16 protein-coding genes are annotated in these 18,993 nt (G+C 39.6%); 10 read left to right on the forward strand and 6 right to left on the reverse strand.

What is annotated here, in order from left to right; all coding sequences use genetic code 11:
- The first annotated feature begins 2 nt into the window (after positions 1-2).
- The 5 genes from ACQK2H_RS16260 to ACQK2H_RS16280 all read left to right on the forward strand — a co-directional run bounded on the left by ACQK2H_RS16260 (position 3) and on the right by ACQK2H_RS16280 (position 6,353).
- Entirely contained in the window at positions 3-1,667 is a 1,665-nt protein-coding gene (locus ACQK2H_RS16260) for a S41 family peptidase (RefSeq protein ID WP_425392433.1), read from the forward strand.
- A gap of 100 nt (positions 1,668-1,767) precedes the next feature.
- A complete protein-coding gene (locus tag ACQK2H_RS16265; protein ID WP_425392434.1) occupies positions 1,768-3,507 on the forward strand; it encodes a DUF885 domain-containing protein in 1,740 nt (579 codons plus the stop codon).
- Between the two features lie 50 nt (positions 3,508-3,557).
- On the forward strand, positions 3,558-4,862 hold the full coding sequence (gene der / locus ACQK2H_RS16270) for a ribosome biogenesis GTPase Der (RefSeq protein ID WP_425392435.1): 1,305 nt from the start codon (positions 3,558-3,560) through the stop codon (positions 4,860-4,862).
- On the forward strand, positions 4,859-5,476 hold the full coding sequence (locus ACQK2H_RS16275; RefSeq protein WP_425392436.1) for a SprT-like domain-containing protein: 618 nt from the start codon (positions 4,859-4,861) through the stop codon (positions 5,474-5,476). Before der ends, ACQK2H_RS16275 begins: the two co-directional genes overlap by 4 nt.
- A gap of 76 nt (positions 5,477-5,552) precedes the next feature.
- Positions 5,553-6,353, forward strand: coding sequence for a ParA family protein (locus ACQK2H_RS16280; protein ID WP_425392437.1), 801 nt, complete (start codon positions 5,553-5,555; stop codon positions 6,351-6,353).
- Here the strand turns inward: ACQK2H_RS16280 and ACQK2H_RS16285 are convergent.
- The 6 genes from ACQK2H_RS16285 to miaA all read right to left on the reverse strand — a co-directional run bounded on the left by ACQK2H_RS16285 (position 6,346) and on the right by miaA (position 13,775).
- Positions 6,346-6,915 carry a hypothetical protein gene (locus ACQK2H_RS16285; RefSeq protein WP_425392438.1) on the reverse strand — a complete coding sequence of 190 codons (570 nt, stop codon included), beginning with the start codon at positions 6,913-6,915 and terminating at the stop codon, positions 6,346-6,348. The two genes, ACQK2H_RS16280 and ACQK2H_RS16285, sit on opposite strands and share 8 nt — an antisense overlap.
- 90 nt (positions 6,916-7,005) lie before the next feature.
- Positions 7,006-9,726 carry a TonB-dependent receptor gene (locus tag ACQK2H_RS16290; RefSeq protein WP_425392439.1) on the reverse strand — a complete coding sequence of 907 codons (2,721 nt, stop codon included), beginning with the start codon at positions 9,724-9,726 and terminating at the stop codon, positions 7,006-7,008.
- Positions 9,727-9,895: 169 nt separating this feature from the next.
- Entirely contained in the window at positions 9,896-10,705 is an 810-nt protein-coding gene (gene murQ / locus ACQK2H_RS16295) for an N-acetylmuramic acid 6-phosphate etherase (protein WP_425392440.1), read from the reverse strand.
- Complete coding sequence (locus ACQK2H_RS16300) at positions 10,698-11,543, reverse strand: hypothetical protein (protein WP_425392441.1); 846 nt, start codon at positions 11,541-11,543, stop codon at positions 10,698-10,700. The genes murQ and ACQK2H_RS16300 overlap by 8 nt, the downstream gene beginning before the upstream one ends.
- Positions 11,530-12,825, reverse strand: coding sequence for a hypothetical protein (locus ACQK2H_RS16305; protein WP_425392442.1), 1,296 nt, complete (start codon positions 12,823-12,825; stop codon positions 11,530-11,532). Before ACQK2H_RS16305 ends, ACQK2H_RS16300 begins: the two co-directional genes overlap by 14 nt.
- Positions 12,826-12,857: 32 nt before the next feature.
- Positions 12,858-13,775: a tRNA (adenosine(37)-N6)-dimethylallyltransferase MiaA gene (miaA, locus tag ACQK2H_RS16310; RefSeq protein ID WP_425392443.1), complete on the reverse strand. Its 918-nt coding sequence runs from the start codon at positions 13,773-13,775 to the stop codon at positions 12,858-12,860.
- Positions 13,776-13,902: 127 nt separating this feature from the next.
- On the opposite strand from miaA, the gene ACQK2H_RS16315 reads away from it, so the two are divergent.
- Genes ACQK2H_RS16315 through ACQK2H_RS16335 form a run of 5 tightly spaced genes read left to right on the forward strand, consistent with a single transcriptional unit; the run spans position 13,903 to position 18,967 of the window.
- Complete coding sequence (locus tag ACQK2H_RS16315) at positions 13,903-17,163, forward strand: PAS domain S-box protein (protein ID WP_425392444.1); 3,261 nt, start codon at positions 13,903-13,905, stop codon at positions 17,161-17,163.
- Positions 17,156-17,530, forward strand: a complete 375-nt coding sequence (locus ACQK2H_RS16320) for a response regulator (protein WP_425392445.1) — start codon at positions 17,156-17,158, stop codon at positions 17,528-17,530. The genes ACQK2H_RS16315 and ACQK2H_RS16320 overlap by 8 nt, the downstream gene beginning before the upstream one ends.
- Positions 17,520-17,795 carry a hypothetical protein gene (locus ACQK2H_RS16325; RefSeq protein WP_425392446.1) on the forward strand — a complete coding sequence of 92 codons (276 nt, stop codon included), beginning with the start codon at positions 17,520-17,522 and terminating at the stop codon, positions 17,793-17,795. The genes ACQK2H_RS16320 and ACQK2H_RS16325 overlap by 11 nt, the downstream gene beginning before the upstream one ends.
- The gene (locus ACQK2H_RS16330) at positions 17,792-18,553 is read left to right on the forward strand and encodes an MBL fold metallo-hydrolase (protein ID WP_425392447.1); all 762 of its coding nucleotides are present in this window, start codon (positions 17,792-17,794) and stop codon (positions 18,551-18,553) included. Before ACQK2H_RS16325 ends, ACQK2H_RS16330 begins: the two co-directional genes overlap by 4 nt.
- A gap of 51 nt (positions 18,554-18,604) precedes the next feature.
- Positions 18,605-18,967 carry a four helix bundle protein gene (locus ACQK2H_RS16335; RefSeq protein WP_425392448.1) on the forward strand — a complete coding sequence of 121 codons (363 nt, stop codon included), beginning with the start codon at positions 18,605-18,607 and terminating at the stop codon, positions 18,965-18,967.
- Positions 18,968-18,993 lie beyond the last annotated feature (26 nt).

Below are 18,993 nucleotides of genomic sequence, written 5' to 3' on the forward strand. Positions count from 1 at the left end.
TCATGCGGCCATTTAGCCTTTTTTCAATTACTATTTGCCTCTTATTTTCATGCACGTTTACCAACGCAAATACTTTTAAAAAAAAAGGTAACCTACCTGAAGTCGAAAGACTATATCTAACATGTAAGATTTGGGGGTTTTTAAAATACTATCACCCCAAAGTTGGAAAAGGAACCTATGACTGGGATGGCAAGCTAATGGAACTGCTTGATAAAACAGACTCCATAGAAAGTACTGACACTTTATCGGAATTTTATTTAAAATGGATCAATAATCTAGGAAACATAGAGGAATGCAAGAGGTGTGGTAAACCATCCAAGGATGAATTATTTCTTAAAAATTTTAATCTTGATTGGTTTAACGACCCTGGTTTCAGCCAAGATCTTCAGAAATTGCTCCATCATATTGAGGTTAATCGATTTCAAGGAAAAAACCACTATGTTGATCATGGACGGTCTAAAGAGTTTAAACCAAGAAACGAAGATTTTTTACTTGATTTTGATTGGTCTAATCCAAATCTTCGGCTGCTGGTCTTGTTTCGGTATTGGAATTACGTCGAGTACTTTTTCCCTTATAAATATTTGACTGATCAGCCTTGGGATGAAGTATTGAAGGAAATGATTCCGAAATTTCTGTCCGCTCAAACAGAGTTTTCATTTCATCTAGCCGTTTTGGAACTGATTGTAAAAGTAGATGATTCGCATGCCGCATTTGTCACCCCAATACTTAAAGAAGAGTTGAAGTTTAAGCAACTTCCTGTTCGACTTAACTGGATTGAGGAACATGTAGTAGTCACCTCTACTTCAGATTCTCTTAAAAATAACGGGATTGGACTTACCGCTGGTGATCGGATCATTGCGGTTAATAACAAACCCACTGAGGATATTCTTAATACTTATGAAAAATACCTTTGGGGCTCCAATCCATATGCTAAAAAAAGGATGATTCAATATGCTTTGTTTTATGAAATTGAAGATTCAGCAACCATTACGTTTAAAAGGGAAGATCAAGTGATCAAAAAAAACACCAAGCTTTACAGTTATAAGGAATTGGACTTCAATATACCTGAAAGAAAGTCTTGGAAAATCCTTGAAGATTCAATAGGGTATGTGAACATGGGTGATCTTACAGTTGGAGACGTAGATGAGATGATGGAGGAATTGATGGATAAATCCGCGATCATTTTTGACATTAGGAATTATCCGCGTGGTACATATCGGGCAATCGCAAAGTACCTAAAGAAAACAGATGCAACCTTTGCTATTTTCACACGCCCAGATTACAGCTACCCCGGTAAATTTATTTGGAGTGGTGCTAGCAGCTGTGGGGAGGATAATTACATTGACTATTACAAGGGTAAAGTAATTCTATTGGTAAATGAAAATACGCAGAGCCATGCGGAGTTTACTTGCATGTGCCTAGAGACGGCACCTAACGTGGTAATTATTGGAAGCCAAACCTCAGGTGCTGATGGTAATACCAAAAGTTTTAATCTTTTTGACAACAATTTCACAACACTAACCTGGATAGGTGTTTACTACCCGGATGGAAGAGAAACGCAGCGCATTGGAATCGTTCCAGATATTAAAATAAGACCAACCATAAAAGGAATCAAGGACGGAAGGGACGAAGTACTTGAAAAAGCGATTGAAGTAGCAAGGGAATAGCGCATCAATATAATAGAGTGGCACATGGGAGACCAAAAATTGACGCGATTTGGGTATTAAGGCTGAGGTCATGTAAATTCATTACCTAAACTTTTCTAAAATGAAGTACTTCTTATTCCTTATTCTCCTTCTTTTCACTTCTTCTTCGTTTGCTCAATCAGATAAAAAACTCAATGATCTCATTAAAGAGATCGATAGTATTAATGAGCAATTTTCGATTGAAAACAGCATCTGGAAAGGTAAACACCCGGAAAGTTTTCAATTCCAAACAACAGACCAAAAGCTAAAACAGGTCGAGCAACTCAAACCTTATTTGTCAGCCTTAGAAAAGCTGGATAAAAATGACCTCACTTCTCAAGGGCACATTAATCGAATGGTCAAAGTGCTGCAGTTGAGAAACCAGATCAGCGAAATAGATTATAAAATTTATTTAATTCCATTTAATGCAGAGGGTGGCTTCTTTAATCGACCATCCTTCTTCCTGCCAAATCTTCCTTTTAAGACCAAGGAGGACTATGAAGCTTACCTGAAATGGCTGCCTTCATTTGCTACATACATCTCTTACAATCAAGGGCTGCTAGAACAGGGGGTCAAAGAAAAAATTCAGGCACCAAAAGTGATCGTGCTCAATATCCTATCACTCCTCGAACCATGGACTGGTGCAGAAATAAGTAGTAATCCATTTTATGCTCCATTTATGTCAATGCCTGCATCAATTAGTGAGCAAGATCAACTTGATTTAAAAGAAAAAGCAGCAAAAATTATCGGCACGGATATCCTGCCTGTATACCAACAACTATCGGAATTTCTCAATGACGAATATCTACCAAAAGCACCAGAAAAAGTGGGGATTAGTGAAATCAAAAATGGAAGGAGCTATTTTGAAAACAGGGTGAAGCATTTTACAACTTTGGAGATTACGCCCGATTCAGTCTATGCGACAGGACTTGCTGAAGTGGCTCGAATCAGAGCTTCAATGGATGCTATTTTACAGGAGGTTGGTTTTGATGGTTCATTTGAGGAATTCCTGGCTTTTCTACGAACAGATGAACAGTTTTATCCAACATCTCCTCAGGAGCTTCTCAACTATGCCGCATGGTTGAGTAAAAAAGCCGAAGGGCAATTGCCGCGCCTTTTCTCCAAGTTATATGAATTGCCATTTACTGTGGAACCTGTTCCGGATGACATTGCACCAAAATATACTGCCGGGAGATATGTTGGAGGTAGTAAAGAACAAGGCAGGCCAGGCATCTACTGGGTCAATACGTATGATCTGAAAAGCAGAACGCTTTATACTTTGCCCGCTTTAACCCTTCATGAAGCGGTACCTGGACACCATTTACAAAATGCGATAGCCGCAGAGTTGGAAGATGTTCCGGAGTTTAGAAGAAACTATTACATCAGTGCATTTGGAGAAGGATGGGGATTATACTCCGAATATTTAGGTGAGGAAATGGGCATGTATGCAACACCTTATGATCTATTCGGAAGATATACGTATGAAATGTGGCGAGCCTGTAGGCTGGTAGTAGATGTCGGGCTGCACTACAAAGGCTGGACCCGTCAGGAAGCTGTTGATTATATGGCGAGCAATACGGCGCTTTCTCTTCATGAAGTAAATACAGAAATAGACCGATACATTGGGTGGCCGGGACAGGCAGTTAGTTATAAGATGGGTGAGCTCATGATAAAGAAATTGCGCAATGATGCTTCAGTTGCATTGGGAGAAGATTTTGACATACAGGAATTTCATTACCATGTTTTGAAAAATGGATCTATCCCTCTCCCTATTCTGGAATCTGAGATCAAACATTACATCGATGCAAAAAAAGCTGAGTAACGCTGACATATACGTTAACTTCGCGGATTGAAATGAATCTGCTTTAATCAATGGCCAATATCCTTGCAATTGTCGGACGACCTAATGTCGGTAAATCCACCCTTTTCAATCGCTTAATTGAGAAGAAACAGGCCATCATGGACAATGAGTCTGGCGTCACCCGTGATCGCCACTATGGGTACGGTGAATGGAATGGCAAGAAGTTCACTGTAATTGATACAGGTGGATATGTAGAGGGGTCAGATGATATTTTTGAGGGGGCTATTCGCACACAGGTGAAGGAAGCACTGGAAGAAGCAACCGCCATTATGTTCATGGTTGATTGCGATACCGGACTGCACGGATTGGATCAGGATTTTGCCAATGTGGTAAGAGAGCTAGACAAGCCCGTTTTCCTGGTGGCTAATAAAGCTGACAATCAGGAAAAACTAATGGCTGCTAATGAGTTTTATAACCTTGGTTTAGATGCGGATTTATTTCCTATCGCTGCGGCCAGTGGTGCCGGCACTGGAGACCTTTTAGATGAGGTAGTTAAAGGATTTGATGAAGAAGAAATCGCCAAGGATGATGTACCTCGCATCTCCATTGTGGGTAGACCAAATGTCGGTAAGTCATCTTTTGTGAACGCTCTCGTAGGGAAAGAAAGAAGCATTGTAACTGACATTGCAGGAACCACCAGAGACGCCATTAACACACGATACAACCTTTTTGGTAAAGACTTTATTCTTACTGACACAGCCGGTATTCGTAAGAAATCAAAAGTCAAAGAGAACATTGAGTTTTACTCTGTTCTGCGTGCCATTCAGGCACTGCAAGACTCTGACGTGTGTATCGTGATGATTGATGCAGAGACAGGACTTGAGTCTCAAGATATGAATATCATCGGTCTGGCACATAAGTACAGGAAAGGCATAGTATTGATGGTGAATAAATGGGATCTTCAAGAGAAAGATTCTAAAACTGCGGATAACTATCGTAAATTCCTGGAAGAGAAGCTGGGTCCGCTCAATTATATTCCGGTCATTTTCACGTCTGTATTGAATAAGCAGCGAATCATGCAGACACTTGAACTTGCTCTTCAGGTGTATGAAAACAGGTCAAGGAAAATTACAACCTCGAAGCTCAACGAAATCATGGGCAAAGAAATTGAAAACTATCCTCCTCCCGCTGTAAGGGGCCATTACATCAAGATCAAGTACATCACACAACTTCCTACACATACCCCTACTTTTGCCTATTTCTGCAATTTTCCACAGTATATCAAAGAACCGTATCAGCGATACCTCACCAATCGTATGCGAGAGCACTTTGATTTTAGAGGCGTACCAATTAAAATGGTTTTTAGGAAAAAATGACTTCAGAGGAAGTCTTTAAAAAATTTGTTCCGGAAGCTTCAGTAAGCTATTGCGTGAAGCTTTATGAACGTATGGGGTTTGAATTTAAGATTAAAAAAGCCCGGCAAACCAAGCTCGGGGACTATCGGTTCAATCCTAAAACAAACAAGCACACCATCACGATCAACAATGACCTTAATCCGTTTGCGTTCCTGGTCACATACTTACATGAGGTAGCACACTTAATCGCTTTCAAGCAATACGGTCGCCGGATACAGCCTCATGGTAAAGAGTGGAAAAAAAGCTTTAAGGAAATATCTGAACCTATGCTCACAACTGAGGTTTTTCACGTGAGTGTTTTATCAGCTTTGAAGCGATACTTTAAAAACCCTAAAGCTTCGAGTTGTTCCGACCCTACCTTATATCAGATTCTAAAGCAATTTGATGATCCTTCAGACAAGGTGTTCCTCAAGGATATATCAATAGGAGGAACTTTTAAATTCAATAAGAAAGCATTTATAAAGCTTGAGAAGAAACGTACTCGATCTGTCTGTCAGGAAATCAGGAGCAAACGAAAATACTTGATTTCAGAAATTGCAGAGGTAATTCGAATGAATAATGAAGTTATAGAATGATTTTAAGATATATTTTTACTATTTTAACATTCACATAAATCACCGCTGCTGGGGAGAACTATGGATTTTTATTGAAATGTCTCATTCACTAGCAGTATACAATTTCAAAGGCGGTGTAGGTAAAACCAGCACCTCTCACAGCTGGTCGAGATCCTTTAAGGTACTCCTTATCGACTGTGACCCACAATCTAACCTCACTCACGCACTAACTTCTGAAGCCCATAAATCGACACTCTTTACTTTAACGAAAGCCTATTTACACAATGAACAACCATCCATTGAGCCAGTTGTCATACACCCGTACTTACATCTTATTCCCGGTGATTTCCAAATGTCGACGATTGAATCGAATACCCAGTTTATATCATTCGGTCATATTATTTTTTACAAGCTCCTTTCAACAGTCCGACACCAATACGACATTATTATTCTGGATTTCCCGACACATTTCGGTGTAACCGTAAAATCCTTCATTGCCAATATCAATAGTATTTTAATCCCGGCAACTCCGGGATCATTCTCCGTAGAAGGATTTAAGAAATTGCTCGCCTATTTAAGTGACATTCAAAAAGAAAAGCGATTACATATTCTGGGCATCTTCTTTAATCAGTTTAGAAAGCATACGTTGTTTCATCAACGAATTGTTAGAGAAGCTGAGAAAGAACTCGGAAGTCTAATCCTCGATCAACGAATTAGAGAATCGATTCGTGTTAGTGAAGCAAACGAACAAAATCAATCGGTCTATTCTTTCACTGATCAAAGTGCTGTGGCGGAGGATTTCCTAAAACTCAGTGAAGAAGTAATTGAGCGTATGAATAGAACGGATATCAATGAAGCCATCTCAATTTTCGAAAAACGGGAGATAAAAACTAAATAGCCAACCGTCTCGAGATCAATCCATTTACTAGTTCAAAAAACCTCAATGGAGGCAAAGTACGCCATTTCTCAATCTGCAGACTTCCGGACATATTGATGTAATTATCAATGTTGTAGTTTTTCATCTCATCGATGATAAACTCACCAAAATTTATTCCGGCAACCCATCCATCTTCCACATCTTCAAACCATTCTTCATAGTAGCAATCATCGCTTCCATGAAAGTTCATGATGTTCTCACCAATCAAAGCAAATTTATTGATCCCATAACCCATCATATGCTCCAGAATATTACGCTTGAAATGCATGATGTCATTATTGAGGGCATCATTCCACTCTCCAATCATTTCTATGACCGCAAAACCTCGATCATAATCGACAAATAGTAACTTGATATAGAGCGTCTCAGATCCAAAGAAGTCCCAGGCAGGGTCAATGTAATAGCCGTAGATGTTTTCAGAATATAATTCGTAATTATACTCCTTACCGGAAAAGGGAGATCGGTCATCGTAGCTGGAATTGTAATACTGATTCCAGCGCTCATATGGAGTGATGGTATGCACTGAGGCAAAGGTAGTAGACCGTTAAAGAAAGAGCATAAAAAAAGAGGATGTCTTGCGACACCCTCTTTTTAAAAATCTATTATCGATTGATTAGAAGTTGAAGCTAAGCGTAGCATTCCACGTTCTACCAAATCCAAACCATACTGAGTTTGTCACATCAATACCGTTCCAAGTTTCTGAACCAGCTTCAGCATGAATGTTCGTATTAGACTCCATGATGTAAACAGTATCGAATAAGTTGTTCACGTTTGCTCTGAATGTTCCATTCGTATTAAACAACTCGAATCGAGCAGTTACACCAAAATCAACCAAGCCGTAAGAAGGAAGCTTAAGCGCACCATCATTATCAGGCTGTAAGAAGTCTGAATCAGCAATATTGTAGTCTGCATAAAGACCGTCAACATGACGGTAAGAAAGATCTACACTAACAATATCAAAGCTATAATCTGCAGAAATGAATGATGTAAACTGTGCAGCATCACCAACTTTTGCATCTTTTGCATAGATCGTTGCAGTACCTTGCTGTACGTTGTTTTCATCAAAAATAGTAGCATCGAAATCTTTGGTATATCTCCAGTTACCTGCAGAAACCATACCTCTCAACTTCAAGTTGTCCATTGGTCGGTAAGTAGCCTCTAGCTCAACACCTTGGTGAAGTACATCTACATCCGTAAACTGTGCCGTTCCAAAATCACCTTGCTGACCAAATGGAACTGACTGCTCGATGAATCGATTACCCCAGTTTGTGTTATATGCATTCACATTCACAGTTAGGTATCTTCCTAAGAAACCATAGCCCAGCTCAACCGAAGTAATGATTTCATTTTGAAGATCAGGATTAACATCGTTGGCAAATCCAGGGAATACTGCGTCAAACAATGGCTGTCGAGAAATGTATCCTGCATTGAAGAACACATTGTGTTTTTCATCTAGGTTATAATTGGCTCCTCCTTTTAAGTATCCTCCAGTAAGGTTCTTTTTCTCTGAAAGCGGATTGCCAACCTGAGCAAACTGATCTTCTCTTTGGAACGCCTGATTAGAGATTCCTCCTTGTAATACAGCTGTAACCGCATCGCCAGAGTATTCCACTAATCCATTCACCCCTTGCCAATCTACATAACCAATGTTATAGTAATTGATTTTTGGTCCAACCAATCCAGTATTTTGAAACGGTGAAGCATCTATTGTAGTCTCAATGATTTGACCGGCAGAGTTATCGTTTCCTGTGGAATAGTATCCATCAAGACCCATTAGGTTGTTAACTACTCTGTAGTGGAAACCTGTGTATTTTCTTAAGTCAACTCCCAGCGAGTATCTGAAATTACCGGATGTATAGTCCAATGTGGAAATACCTCCGAACCAGTTGTGAGAATTCATAGAAGCTCTTCTGATCAACACAGCTCTATTAACGTTATCTGAATTATAGCCATTTGAACCAATCAATTGACCATCATAATCAGAAATTGGTCCATTATAACCTTGTGTAGATTCCTGGTTTACTCTAACAATGTTATTGAAGTTGATCTGGCCATTTGCATATCTTGATCCTGTATTGCCATCTTCAATGTAGTGACCTGTTAAATCAGTCCTGAATGGATTGATATTGATTTCAGGGTTTCTAAAGTTACTACCTCTTGGACCAGTTCCTCCACCTCTTCCGGCAGAACCGTAAAGTGAAGTAGCTAATGAAAGGTTATCATTGATTTCCCAATCCCAGTTGAATGTAGCCAATGGCTTATTATAGAAGTTTCTTCTCATGTTGAACTCCTCACCTCTCATGATACCTGCATCGGTATTCCATCTTCGATCAATTCCATCTTTCTTATCGTCACCGAAGTTTTGGTAATCTCTGATGGATACCCAAGTTGTTCTTTGGTGATGCCACTGTCCGGCACCTAGTAATGAAAGGTTGAATGCATGATCAGAACCTTCAGGAGCATATCCAATTGCACCGAAGTACGTCCATCCTTCACCCTTGGTTCCGTATACGTAACCATCTCCTTGCCATCTACTCAATAGGAAAGAAGACGCCCATCCGGTTTCGCTTCTTCCTGAAGAAAAGCTAGCCGTTGTTTTCACAAACCCGTCATTACCAATAGTCTGAGCAACTTTTCCTCCCTTCGCAAGCTCTGCCGCCTTCGTAAAAATTGAAACAGTACCACCAACTGAAGGTACAGCTAATCTTGAAGCTCCAAGACCTCTTTGAATCTGTATACCGGAAGCAACATCAGTAAGACCTTGCCAGTTAGACCAGTATACCCATCCATTCTCCATATCATTAACAGGCTGTCCATTTATAAGGAATGAAGTATTACTTTGATCAAACCCTCTAAGCGAAAGCCTGGAATCACCGTATCCACCACCTTGTTTGGTAGCATATACTCCTGGTGTTCTATTCATTACTTCAGGAAATTCCTGATTTCCTACTTTCAATGAAATCTCAGCAGGTGAAATATTAGAAACAGCCACAGGTGTTTCTCTTTCTTTTACTACATCGATTACATTAGAAGTAATTACCACCTCAGCCAGAATGCTTGTTCCCGGGCTAAGTGTAACCTCCATATTATTAGAAGCTGTCGCCTCCAGAGATTCAAATCCAATGAATGAAATAACAAGAGGAGTTCCCTCTTTTACATTCAAAGTAAATTTTCCATCTACGTCAGTGATTGTTCCGTTTTGAGTACCCTTCACAAGAACGGTAGCTCCAGGTAAACCTTCACCCGCGTCATCCGTTACTGTACCGCTAACTGACTGTGCGTAAGTCAGGAGGCCAGCAACCACAAGCGTTAAGCTTAGTAAAATTTTCCTCATCTTTTTTTGGTTTAATTTTTCGTAGTTACAAAAGTAGAATCTTCTGGCTAAGTACCCGTTTTTTCATGTTTAAATTTTCCACAATCACTGTTAATAAATCCATAACAAACAAAATTTGGCATTTTGAAAAAATGCTTTCATTGCTTTTATTATTCAGAAATCGCGTTACTTATTTGACAGCAGATATTGCCTGCCTTACAGAGCCATGCTTTTCAAGTAGTTTTTCTGCTTCCTCTCTGGAAATATTTAGTATCTCGGACAGCATATTAATCCCACGGTCCACCAATTTTTCATTACTGAGCTGCATATCCACCATTTTGTTCCCACGAACATGACCCAGTTTGATCATAGTAGCCGTTGAAATCATATTTAAAATCAATTTTTGCGCGGTACCTGCTTTCATTCGTGTGCTGCCTGTAACGAACTCAGGCCCTACCAATGCCTCAATGGGATGTTCTGCTGCTTTTGCCAGGTCAGATCCGTCATTGCAAGTGATACATCCGGTGAGACACCCAAATGCACGAGCTGATTCTACGGCTCCTATTACATAGGGTGTTCTGCCAGAAGCGGCAATGCCGATAACTGTATCCAATTGACCTATCTCATACGATTGAAGGTCTTTCCAACCCTGGCTTGTATCATCCTCGGCAAATTCTACTGCTTTTCTAATAGCCCCATCTCCACCGGCAATAATTCCAATGACCAAGTCGTGAGAAACGCCAAAAGTTGGCGGACATTCTGATGCATCCACAATTCCAAGACGACCACTTGTGCCGGCTCCAATATAAAACAAACGGCCTCCTTGCTGCATTCGAAGGACTATTTCATTCACTAACTTTTCGATCTTCGGAATGCATCCTTCAACTACTTTTGGTACAGCCTGATCTTCGCTATTGATATTTGCCAACAGTTCAGAAACACTCATTTTTTCTAAATGATCGTAATTGGAGTCGGATTCAGTTAGTGATTTCTTAGTCATATTGTTGGTGATATAAAACTAGCCCAGCTATCGGGGACTGAACAATATTTCTTATTAGAATACCTCGTTCACCACCCACTTCTCTTAAGTGATCTGAAAAGAAGTACGCTATTGAACCTGAAAAGTGAAAAGGCTCCTCTTCGTTTTTGCTCTTTTTGTAAAAAGCTTCAAAAAAATCATTGAATGATTGGGTGATTAAATCGTGAATTTCGGGATGGCTTCTATGCTCATAAATAAATGGTGCAAAAGAGGCTAGAAAGTGATTGGGTTTAGGCTCATTGTAGATGCGATTAATCACGTCATGAGAGGTTAGCTGATATTTTTCTTTGAATGCCTTGATTATTTCTTTTGAAAAATACTCCCTAAATACTCCTTTTATCAACGTTTTCCCTAGATGCGCACCACTTCCTTCATCACCAAGCACATAGCCTAAGGAAGCACTGACCTTATTCACTATTTCTCCATCATAGTAACAGGCATTCGCTCCTGTACCTAGTATGCAAACATTCCCCTTTTCTTTTCCGCAAAGGGCCCTGGCAACACCTAATAAGTCATTGTTAACATGGACATTATCCCCAAAAATATCAGCAAATCCATCTATCACTTCATTCGCTTGCTGACTAGTGTCTACTCCAGCAGAATAGAAATAAACCGGTAATTCCTTTTCTACTTCTGCCCCAAAAGTTTGAGTCATACTGGATTTCAAGTCATCTATCTTATGAGTGTAGGCGTTAAATCCAACAGTCTCGAATTGCTGGATATTCTCACCTCTTACCACTCTCCATTGAGTACTGGTGCCTCCTGCGTCCCCAACGATGAAGTGCTTATGATGCTCCATTTATTAAGAGGTCTTCTAGTTTAACAACCAAATTCTCATGCGAAAACTGTTCAATTAGTGAATTGATCTCATCAATATTTGGCTTCCTATTTGTCTCGTAGACATCTTCAATAAAAGCTCTAATCTCACCAACTTCACTCGAGTCAAGAATAATCCCAACATCCTTTTTATTAATCAGTTCTCCAAGATCACTTTCTCGTGGACCAATGGTCAAAATCATTTTATGCGCAGTTAGGTATTCGAAAAATTTGACGGGTAAAATACCCGGAGCTTGACCTGACCTATTCTGAAGAAGTAAAAGAATATCACACTTAGAGTACTCATAAAATATCTCACTGTGAGGGATGTAACCTAAAAACACCACCCTTTCACCTAAAAAACGAAGCTTTTTAATTTCCGTCATAATAGACTCAGATACAATGCCTCCTATCCTAAGTTCAAGCTGTTCTGAAAACCTCTCATTTTCTCTGCACATCTGATCCAGCACTTGCCAAAGCTGGCTCGTATTTCTCAATTCATTTAACAACCCATAATGACCAATAACAAATTTCTTATTTGAAGGTAATTTTTCGCTTTTCCCGTGACGCACAGTTACCCCATTATTAATAATCGCTAGTCCTCCCCCAAGGTCTTCACAAAACCCTTTGGTAACCGTGATAGCAACATCGGCATTTTCAATAACACTTCTCTCCAATTTTCTATGAATACTGCGAACAAGAGAAGAGGTTCTTAACTTATCCAACACGTCCCATTTGCTCCAGGGGTCTCTAAAATCAGCTAACCATTTAATGTCCGTTTCTTTCTTAACCTTTTTACCAATAAGGTGCATACTGTGTGGAGGTCCGGTGGTAATAATCGCAGAGAACCCTTCCGATTTAACCAACTCAATCGCGCGCTTTGCTGCTGTTCTAACCCAAAAAACACGAGGATCAGGAACAAGTAAATTACCTCGAATCCAAACAACAAGTCGATCGGTAAAAGACGTTTGCGATTTTTCCATCACCAGTCCTTGCTGGACATTTTTTTTATCCTTATTTCCAGTAATCCTGTGAAACAGATCAAATGGCTCCCAAATAGGAACCTTAACAACAGGGATATCTTTTACTTTTTCAAGTAACTTCTCATCCCTTATTTCAAACTGTGGGTTTTCAGGAGTTAATATCCATGGCTCCCATCCACGTTTCTTCAGTTGAATAGCAAAATTCATCCAGCGCTGAACACCAACCCCTCCACTTGGAGGCCAATAATAGGTGACAATTAAAATTTTTTTGGATGAACTCATAAGACGATGGGCAAATCAACAATAAATCTGCCTTATTGGGAAAGGGATTTTGTAATCAGTTGTTTGATCTCCGTAAATTGACCAGGCTCAAACCAATGAATATCTTCATACTTCCTAAACCAGGTCAGTTGACGCTTTGCATATCTTCTGCTGTTTCTCTTCAGTAGTCTAACCGCTTCCTCCTTATCATATTCACCGTCCATAAAGGCAAATATTTCAGAATAGCCTACTGTTTGAAGGGCATTATGATCCTTGTACTTGTATAATTTCTCAGCTTCAGAGAAAAGCCCTTCATCGATCATTACATCCATTCTCCGGTTTATCCGGTCAAACAAGACTTCTCGTTCCATATTCAACCCGATTTTTAAATGATCGTAAGGCATGTCAACATTTTGATTGGCTCGAAAAGAGCTAAAGGACCTCCCCGTACCCCTAATCACCTCAAGAGCTCGGATAACTCGCTGGCCATTCTGTTGATCTACCTGATCATAATATTCAGGGTCATGCTGCTTTAATTCCTCAAGCAAAGGATCAATCCCCTTTTTCTCAAATTCTTCATTCAATTGTATTCGGATGGAAGGGTCGATTGCCGGCATTTCATCAAAACCATCCCAAATTGCCTTCAGGTATAAACCGGAACCTCCCACTGCAACAACAACATCATTTGTCTCATGAAGATTGGTAATCATTTTTATGGCATCCCTGCCATATTCCCCGGCACTATATAATTCTTGTATGCTATGAGAATCAATGAAATGATGTGGCACCATGGCAAGCTCTTCCTTTGAAGGTTTAGCTGTTCCAATGGTCATTTCCTTGTAAAATTGCCTGGAATCTGCGGACACAATCTCCGTTTTGAGCCAACCGGCTATTTTTATAGCAAGTTCGGTCTTTCCTACAGCAGTAGGTCCTACAATGGATATTAATATGGGTTTACCTGATCCAGACATCATTCAAAAGGCTAAAATGCCTAATTTTAATGCTTATGACATTATTTCCCTATAAAAGAAATTCAGACCTGCAATTTAAATGTCATCCTAGTTTTGTGGTTGTGTGTTAAAAGGGATTAGCCCAGATATGGCAGAAGTGGAAAACGATATTGATCAGCTAAAAAAGAAAATTGCCCATCTTGAAGCCAAGCTGGACAATACCCAAAGGGATTATTACACACTCGTTGAAAAAACTAATCAGAACCTCAAAGACCTTTTTGATAACTCAAATGACCTCATAATCATTTTTAGACGTACCGGGGAAATTCGATTTGCTAATGAAGCGGTGAAAAAAAAATTAGGCTATACCGAGGAGCAAATCACCGAAATGAAATTTCTGCAGGCAGTTCACCATGAATATCAGCGAGGCACTCTGCAAAATATTCTTAAAATAACCGCAGGCAGTCGATTCGAACGTTTTGAGACCGTGCTGATCTCTAAATCCGGTAAAAACATATACGTGACCGGAAAGATGACATCCGTCTTTGAGAATGACGAGCCGGTAGAATATCGGTGCGTATTCTATGACATAACGGAGCGCATTAGGGCAGAGAGTGCACAAAGCCTCTACTATCAGATCGCTAATATAACCATCACTGAAAATGATCTGGAGCAGCTATATAAAAACATCTACCATCAGTTGAATCAGATGTTGAAGGTTCACAACTTTCACATTTCGCTTAAAGAGGGCAAAAAGTACAGACAGGTATTCTGCATCAATGAAAAGAATGCAGATAATCAACTGACTTTTGATGTGGATCACGCTTTGATGGACTACACCTCCCAACGTGACCGGTCATTGATCATTTATAAGGACGGAATTGAAAAAATTGGACAGCAGGAAGCAATCACATTCAAAGACCCTATTCCCAAAATATGGCTTGGTGTAATTATTCGAACCGCGTCTGAAGTAGGGGTAATGTCCATTTGTAGCTACCATGACCAAAGTGCCTTCAACAACAAAGACCTGGAGTTGCTAGACTATATCGGTGGACAAATCAGTCTGGCGATGGAACGCCAACACAAAGAAGAAAAAATTGAAAACCAGGCGGCCACACTTGGAGCAATTTTCGACAGTAGCACACATGAAATTTGGTCAGTAGACAGAAATTTTTGTTTTACATCTTATAATCAAAATTACGAGATAGCCTTTAAGCAATACTACGGAATGTCTCCAACCATTGGAACCAGTATTAAAGAGGTAGCCAATAAGCTGTTAACTGATGATGTCAAAGAGTTTTGGGTTAGAAAATACAAGGAAGCATTTGAAGGAAAATTCATAAACTTTCAGACCAACAACCTGGATAAAACAGGTAAAATGATTTGGCGAGAAGTTTTCGTCAACCCCATTTTCTTACCAAATGGACGAATAGAAGAACTCTCAATCATTGCTAATGACATCACGGAGAAAAAAGAGTCAGAAAGTGCCCTAATAGCCAGTGAAGAAAAATTCCGTACGATTTTCGAGTCCTTTCAGGACATCTATTTCAGATGTGACACAAAAGGAATTATCACCATGATAAGCCCCTCTGTACAAGAAGTATTGGGTTATGAATCAGGACAGGTGATTGAGACCAACGTGCTGAGCTATGCAGAGCGAAAGTCACAGATCATTGAAATTGGAAGGCGAATAACGAAGGAAAAACGAATACGAAACGTGGAGGGGACCTTAAAAACCGCAAAAGGGAAAAAGCTCCAGTTTCTTTTCAACATTCGGCTGATTGATAAAGATGATGGCACTACAGAAATTGAGGGTGTAGCCAGAGATATTTCACAGCTTAAAAAAACAAATGAAGAGCTGAAGCGAGCGAAGGAAATGGCCGAGCGTTCATTGAAAATCAAAGAGCGATTCCTTGCTAATATGAGTCATGAGATCAGAACACCTATGAATGGAATCATCGGCATGATTGATCTCCTTGCCAGCACAAACCTTGATGGCGAACAGTCAGAGTATGTGAAAACAATCAATAAGTCTTCTCAGACGCTGCTTAATATTCTAAATGACATTCTGGATCTTTCTAAAATCGAAGCTGGCAAAATGGATCTACGTCAACAGCCTGTACACTTAGTGAAAACAATAGAAAAAGTATACGATCTGTTTTCCCAGCAAGCTTCATCCAAAGACAACAATTTATACTACCATATAGACGAGCGCATTCCTGAATGGATTTTGGGAGATGAAACCCGTTTGATTCAGGTACTTTCAAACCTTACCTCCAACGCTATCAAGTTTAGCGAAAACAAGGGCAACATCAATATGAGTATTCGGCTTTTGAAGAAGAGAGGCAAGCAATTTGTATTTAAGGTCTCCATCAAAGATTCCGGAATTGGTATTTCAGAGAACGATCAGAAAAGCCTGTTCCAAAGCTTCCACCAGCTGGACAACAGTAGTTCAAAAAATTTCGGTGGCACTGGTTTAGGCCTGGCGATTTCCAGGGAATTAGTAAAATCCATGAAAGGAGATATTGGAGTCGTTTCCACTCCTGGACTTGGAAGTACTTTTTGGTTTACATTCATGGCAGAAGAAGTGGCTCCTGATCAGGTGAAAGCAATTGAGCCCGATAAACCATTTACGAAGGAATTCACAGGAAAGCAGCCTAATATTCTCTTGGTTGATGACAATGATGTGAATAGAAAAGTAGCTAGCAGCATTATGATCAAATCCGGCTGTCAGGTAGAAGAAGCATATGATGGGTTTCATGCCATTGAGAAAGTATCCGACCAGGCGTATGATTTGATTTTCATGGATATCCAGATGCCTAAAATGGACGGCCTAAAAGCCACCAATGAGGTAAGAAAGTTGAAAAATGGTGCCAATACTCCGATTATAGCCATGACCGCCTATTCCATGGAAGAGGACAGAGAACGATTCTTAAATGCAGGACTGGATGATTATCTGGCTAAACCTATCAAGGCTGACATGCTGATTGATAAAATCAAGAAATGGGTAGATTTCAAACCTATTGAAGTATCTATAGATTCAATCGTAGAAAAAGCTGAAGAACTGGCAATCAACCAAAACACCTTGAATCAACTAGCAAAATTTGGAGGGCAGGAGTTGATAGAAGCCACATTGATGGAGTTTGAAGAAGAAGCTGAAATACTGGTAAGCAATACAGAAATGCATTTAAATAGTACAGATTACGAGAAAATGCGTGGTGAATTGCATACCTTAAAAGGCAATGCGGGGACATTAGGTGTAGAAAAACTATCTAAACAAGCCGCACATATTGAAAAAAGATTAAAAGAAAATAAATTTGGAGGTCTGGATGATGAAATGAAAGTTTTAAAAACATTGTTTCAGGAGTTCAAAGAAAGTAGCCAAAACCTATTAGTCACCGATGAGTAAAAAAATAATAGTTGCCGAAGATAGCAGCGTGATACAAAACCTTACCAAGAAGATTTTATCTCAACTCAATTACGAAATTTCTTCAGTAAAAAACGGCCAGCAAGTAATCGACCTGCTTGAGAAAGACGATTTTGGCTTGGTTTTGCTGGATATTCATATGCCTGTAATGGATGGTATGGAATGCGCAAAAAAGATCAGAAGTATGTCAGGAAATAACAAAGACATCCCTATAGTAGCGATTACCGGCAATGCGAATAATTATACTATGGATGATTTTGAAGCTGCCGGAATTAACGCTTTTATACCTAAACCCCTCAACTATGACTCTGTGGTGGAAATGGTAAAAAAGTACACGGATGACAATTAAATACACCAACCACTTTTTAAACAAACTGGAGGATATCATGTCTGAAACAGACTACATCCTTCGCTATGAAAAAGGGAACTTCCAATCAGGGTATTGCATTCTTAATGAAAGCAAAGTTGCTGTTGTGAATAAGTTTTTTGCGTTGGAAGGAAAAGTAAATAGCCTCATCGAAATCATCCGATCTATTAAAGTAGACTCAAGCAAACTAAGCGAGGGCAACAGAAAACTCTATTCAGAAATCACGAATAATCAACTTCAATTGTGAAAGTTATCTTTCTGGGTACAGGCACCAGCCAGGGCATACCGGTAATCGGCTGCAAATGTGACGTATGCACTTCTGTTGACTATCGGGATAATCGATTGCGTTCTTCCATTTATGTAGAATACGAAGGTGTAAAAATTGTTGTAGATACAGGACCGGATTTCAGACAGCAAATGTTGAGAGAACGGATCGACCAACTGGATGCTGTCCTTTTCACTCATGCCCATAAAGATCATGTCGCCGGGATGGACGACATCCGGAGCTATAATTTCCTTCAAAAAAAAGATATGCCTATCTACGCCACTGATTTTGTCCTTGGCAGATTAGAGAAAGAGTTTGAATACATTTTTTCTGCTGACAATTATCCTGGCATTCCCAAAGTAAAAGTGAATTCTATCGAGAATAAACCGTTTAAAGTAGCTGGAAAGGAGATTATCCCCATAGAAGTGATGCACTACAAACTGCCAGTGTTAGGTTTTCGATTTGGTGACTTTACCTATATCACGGATGCAAATTACATTGCTGAGGAAGAGAAAGAGAAGATCAAAGGGTCGAAGGTTATCGTTTTGAATGCACTTCAGAAAAAAAGTCATATCAGCCATTTTAATTTGGAAGAGGCACTGGAACTGATGGAAGAGCTAAAGCCTGAAAAAGGATACCTGACCCACCTGGGGCATTATATGGGCACACATAAGGACGTATCTGAAGAATTACCGGAAAATGTAGAGATTGCATGGGATGGTTTGCAACTGAAAATCTAGTGAGTTAGTAAGTGGTGAGTTGGTTGTTTGTGAGCTGGTTAACTTTCCAACATGAAAAGTTATTGGGATTTAGATATTTATAAGGAAGCTTATCAACTAGCAATTCAAATTCACTATATGAGCCTAAACCTTCCCTCTTATGAGTTATATGAGCAAGGCAGCCAAATTTGCAGGTCAAGCAAAAGCATAAAAGACAATATCGTTGAGGGGTATGGAAGAAGGAGGTATAAAAATGATTTTATAAAATTCTTAGTTTATGCTCAGGCTTCATGCGATGAAACCACTTCCCAATTGGATATGATTTCTGATATTCATTTCAAAGAAAAACCACTAACAGACCTCAAAATCGCATATGATCAACTGGGTAGAAAAATCAACAAGTTCATCCAATATGTTGAATCAAGCTGGAAATAACAACCAGAAACTAGCCAACCAGTAAA

The sequence above is a fragment of the Ekhidna sp. genome, from assembly GCF_965228795.1.
GTDB lineage: Bacteria > Bacteroidota > Bacteroidia > Cytophagales > Cyclobacteriaceae > Ekhidna.

Bases quoted from the DNA above. Each gene is read 5' to 3' on its own strand.
- ACQK2H_RS16260 (WP_425392433.1), top strand. From the start codon at position 3: ATGCGGCCATTTAGCCTTTTTTCAATTACTATTTGCCTCTTATTTTCA.
- ACQK2H_RS16265 (WP_425392434.1), top strand. From the start codon at position 1,768: ATGAAGTACTTCTTATTCCTTATTCTCCTTCTTTTCACTTCTTCTTCG.
- der (WP_425392435.1), top strand. From the start codon at position 3,558: ATGGCCAATATCCTTGCAATTGTCGGACGACCTAATGTCGGTAAATCC.
- ACQK2H_RS16275 (WP_425392436.1), top strand. From the start codon at position 4,859: ATGACTTCAGAGGAAGTCTTTAAAAAATTTGTTCCGGAAGCTTCAGTA.
- ACQK2H_RS16280 (WP_425392437.1), top strand. From the start codon at position 5,553: ATGTCTCATTCACTAGCAGTATACAATTTCAAAGGCGGTGTAGGTAAA.
- ACQK2H_RS16290 (WP_425392439.1), bottom strand. From the start codon at position 9,726: ATGAGGAAAATTTTACTAAGCTTAACGCTTGTGGTTGCTGGCCTCCTG.
- murQ (WP_425392440.1), bottom strand. From the start codon at position 10,705: ATGACTAAGAAATCACTAACTGAATCCGACTCCAATTACGATCATTTA.
- ACQK2H_RS16300 (WP_425392441.1), bottom strand. From the start codon at position 11,543: ATGGAGCATCATAAGCACTTCATCGTTGGGGACGCAGGAGGCACCAGT.
- ACQK2H_RS16305 (WP_425392442.1), bottom strand. From the start codon at position 12,825: ATGAGTTCATCCAAAAAAATTTTAATTGTCACCTATTATTGGCCTCCA.
- miaA (WP_425392443.1), bottom strand. From the start codon at position 13,775: ATGTCTGGATCAGGTAAACCCATATTAATATCCATTGTAGGACCTACT.
- ACQK2H_RS16315 (WP_425392444.1), top strand. From the start codon at position 13,903: ATGGCAGAAGTGGAAAACGATATTGATCAGCTAAAAAAGAAAATTGCC.
- ACQK2H_RS16320 (WP_425392445.1), top strand. From the start codon at position 17,156: ATGAGTAAAAAAATAATAGTTGCCGAAGATAGCAGCGTGATACAAAAC.
- ACQK2H_RS16325 (WP_425392446.1), top strand. From the start codon at position 17,520: ATGACAATTAAATACACCAACCACTTTTTAAACAAACTGGAGGATATC.
- ACQK2H_RS16335 (WP_425392448.1), top strand. From the start codon at position 18,605: ATGAAAAGTTATTGGGATTTAGATATTTATAAGGAAGCTTATCAACTA.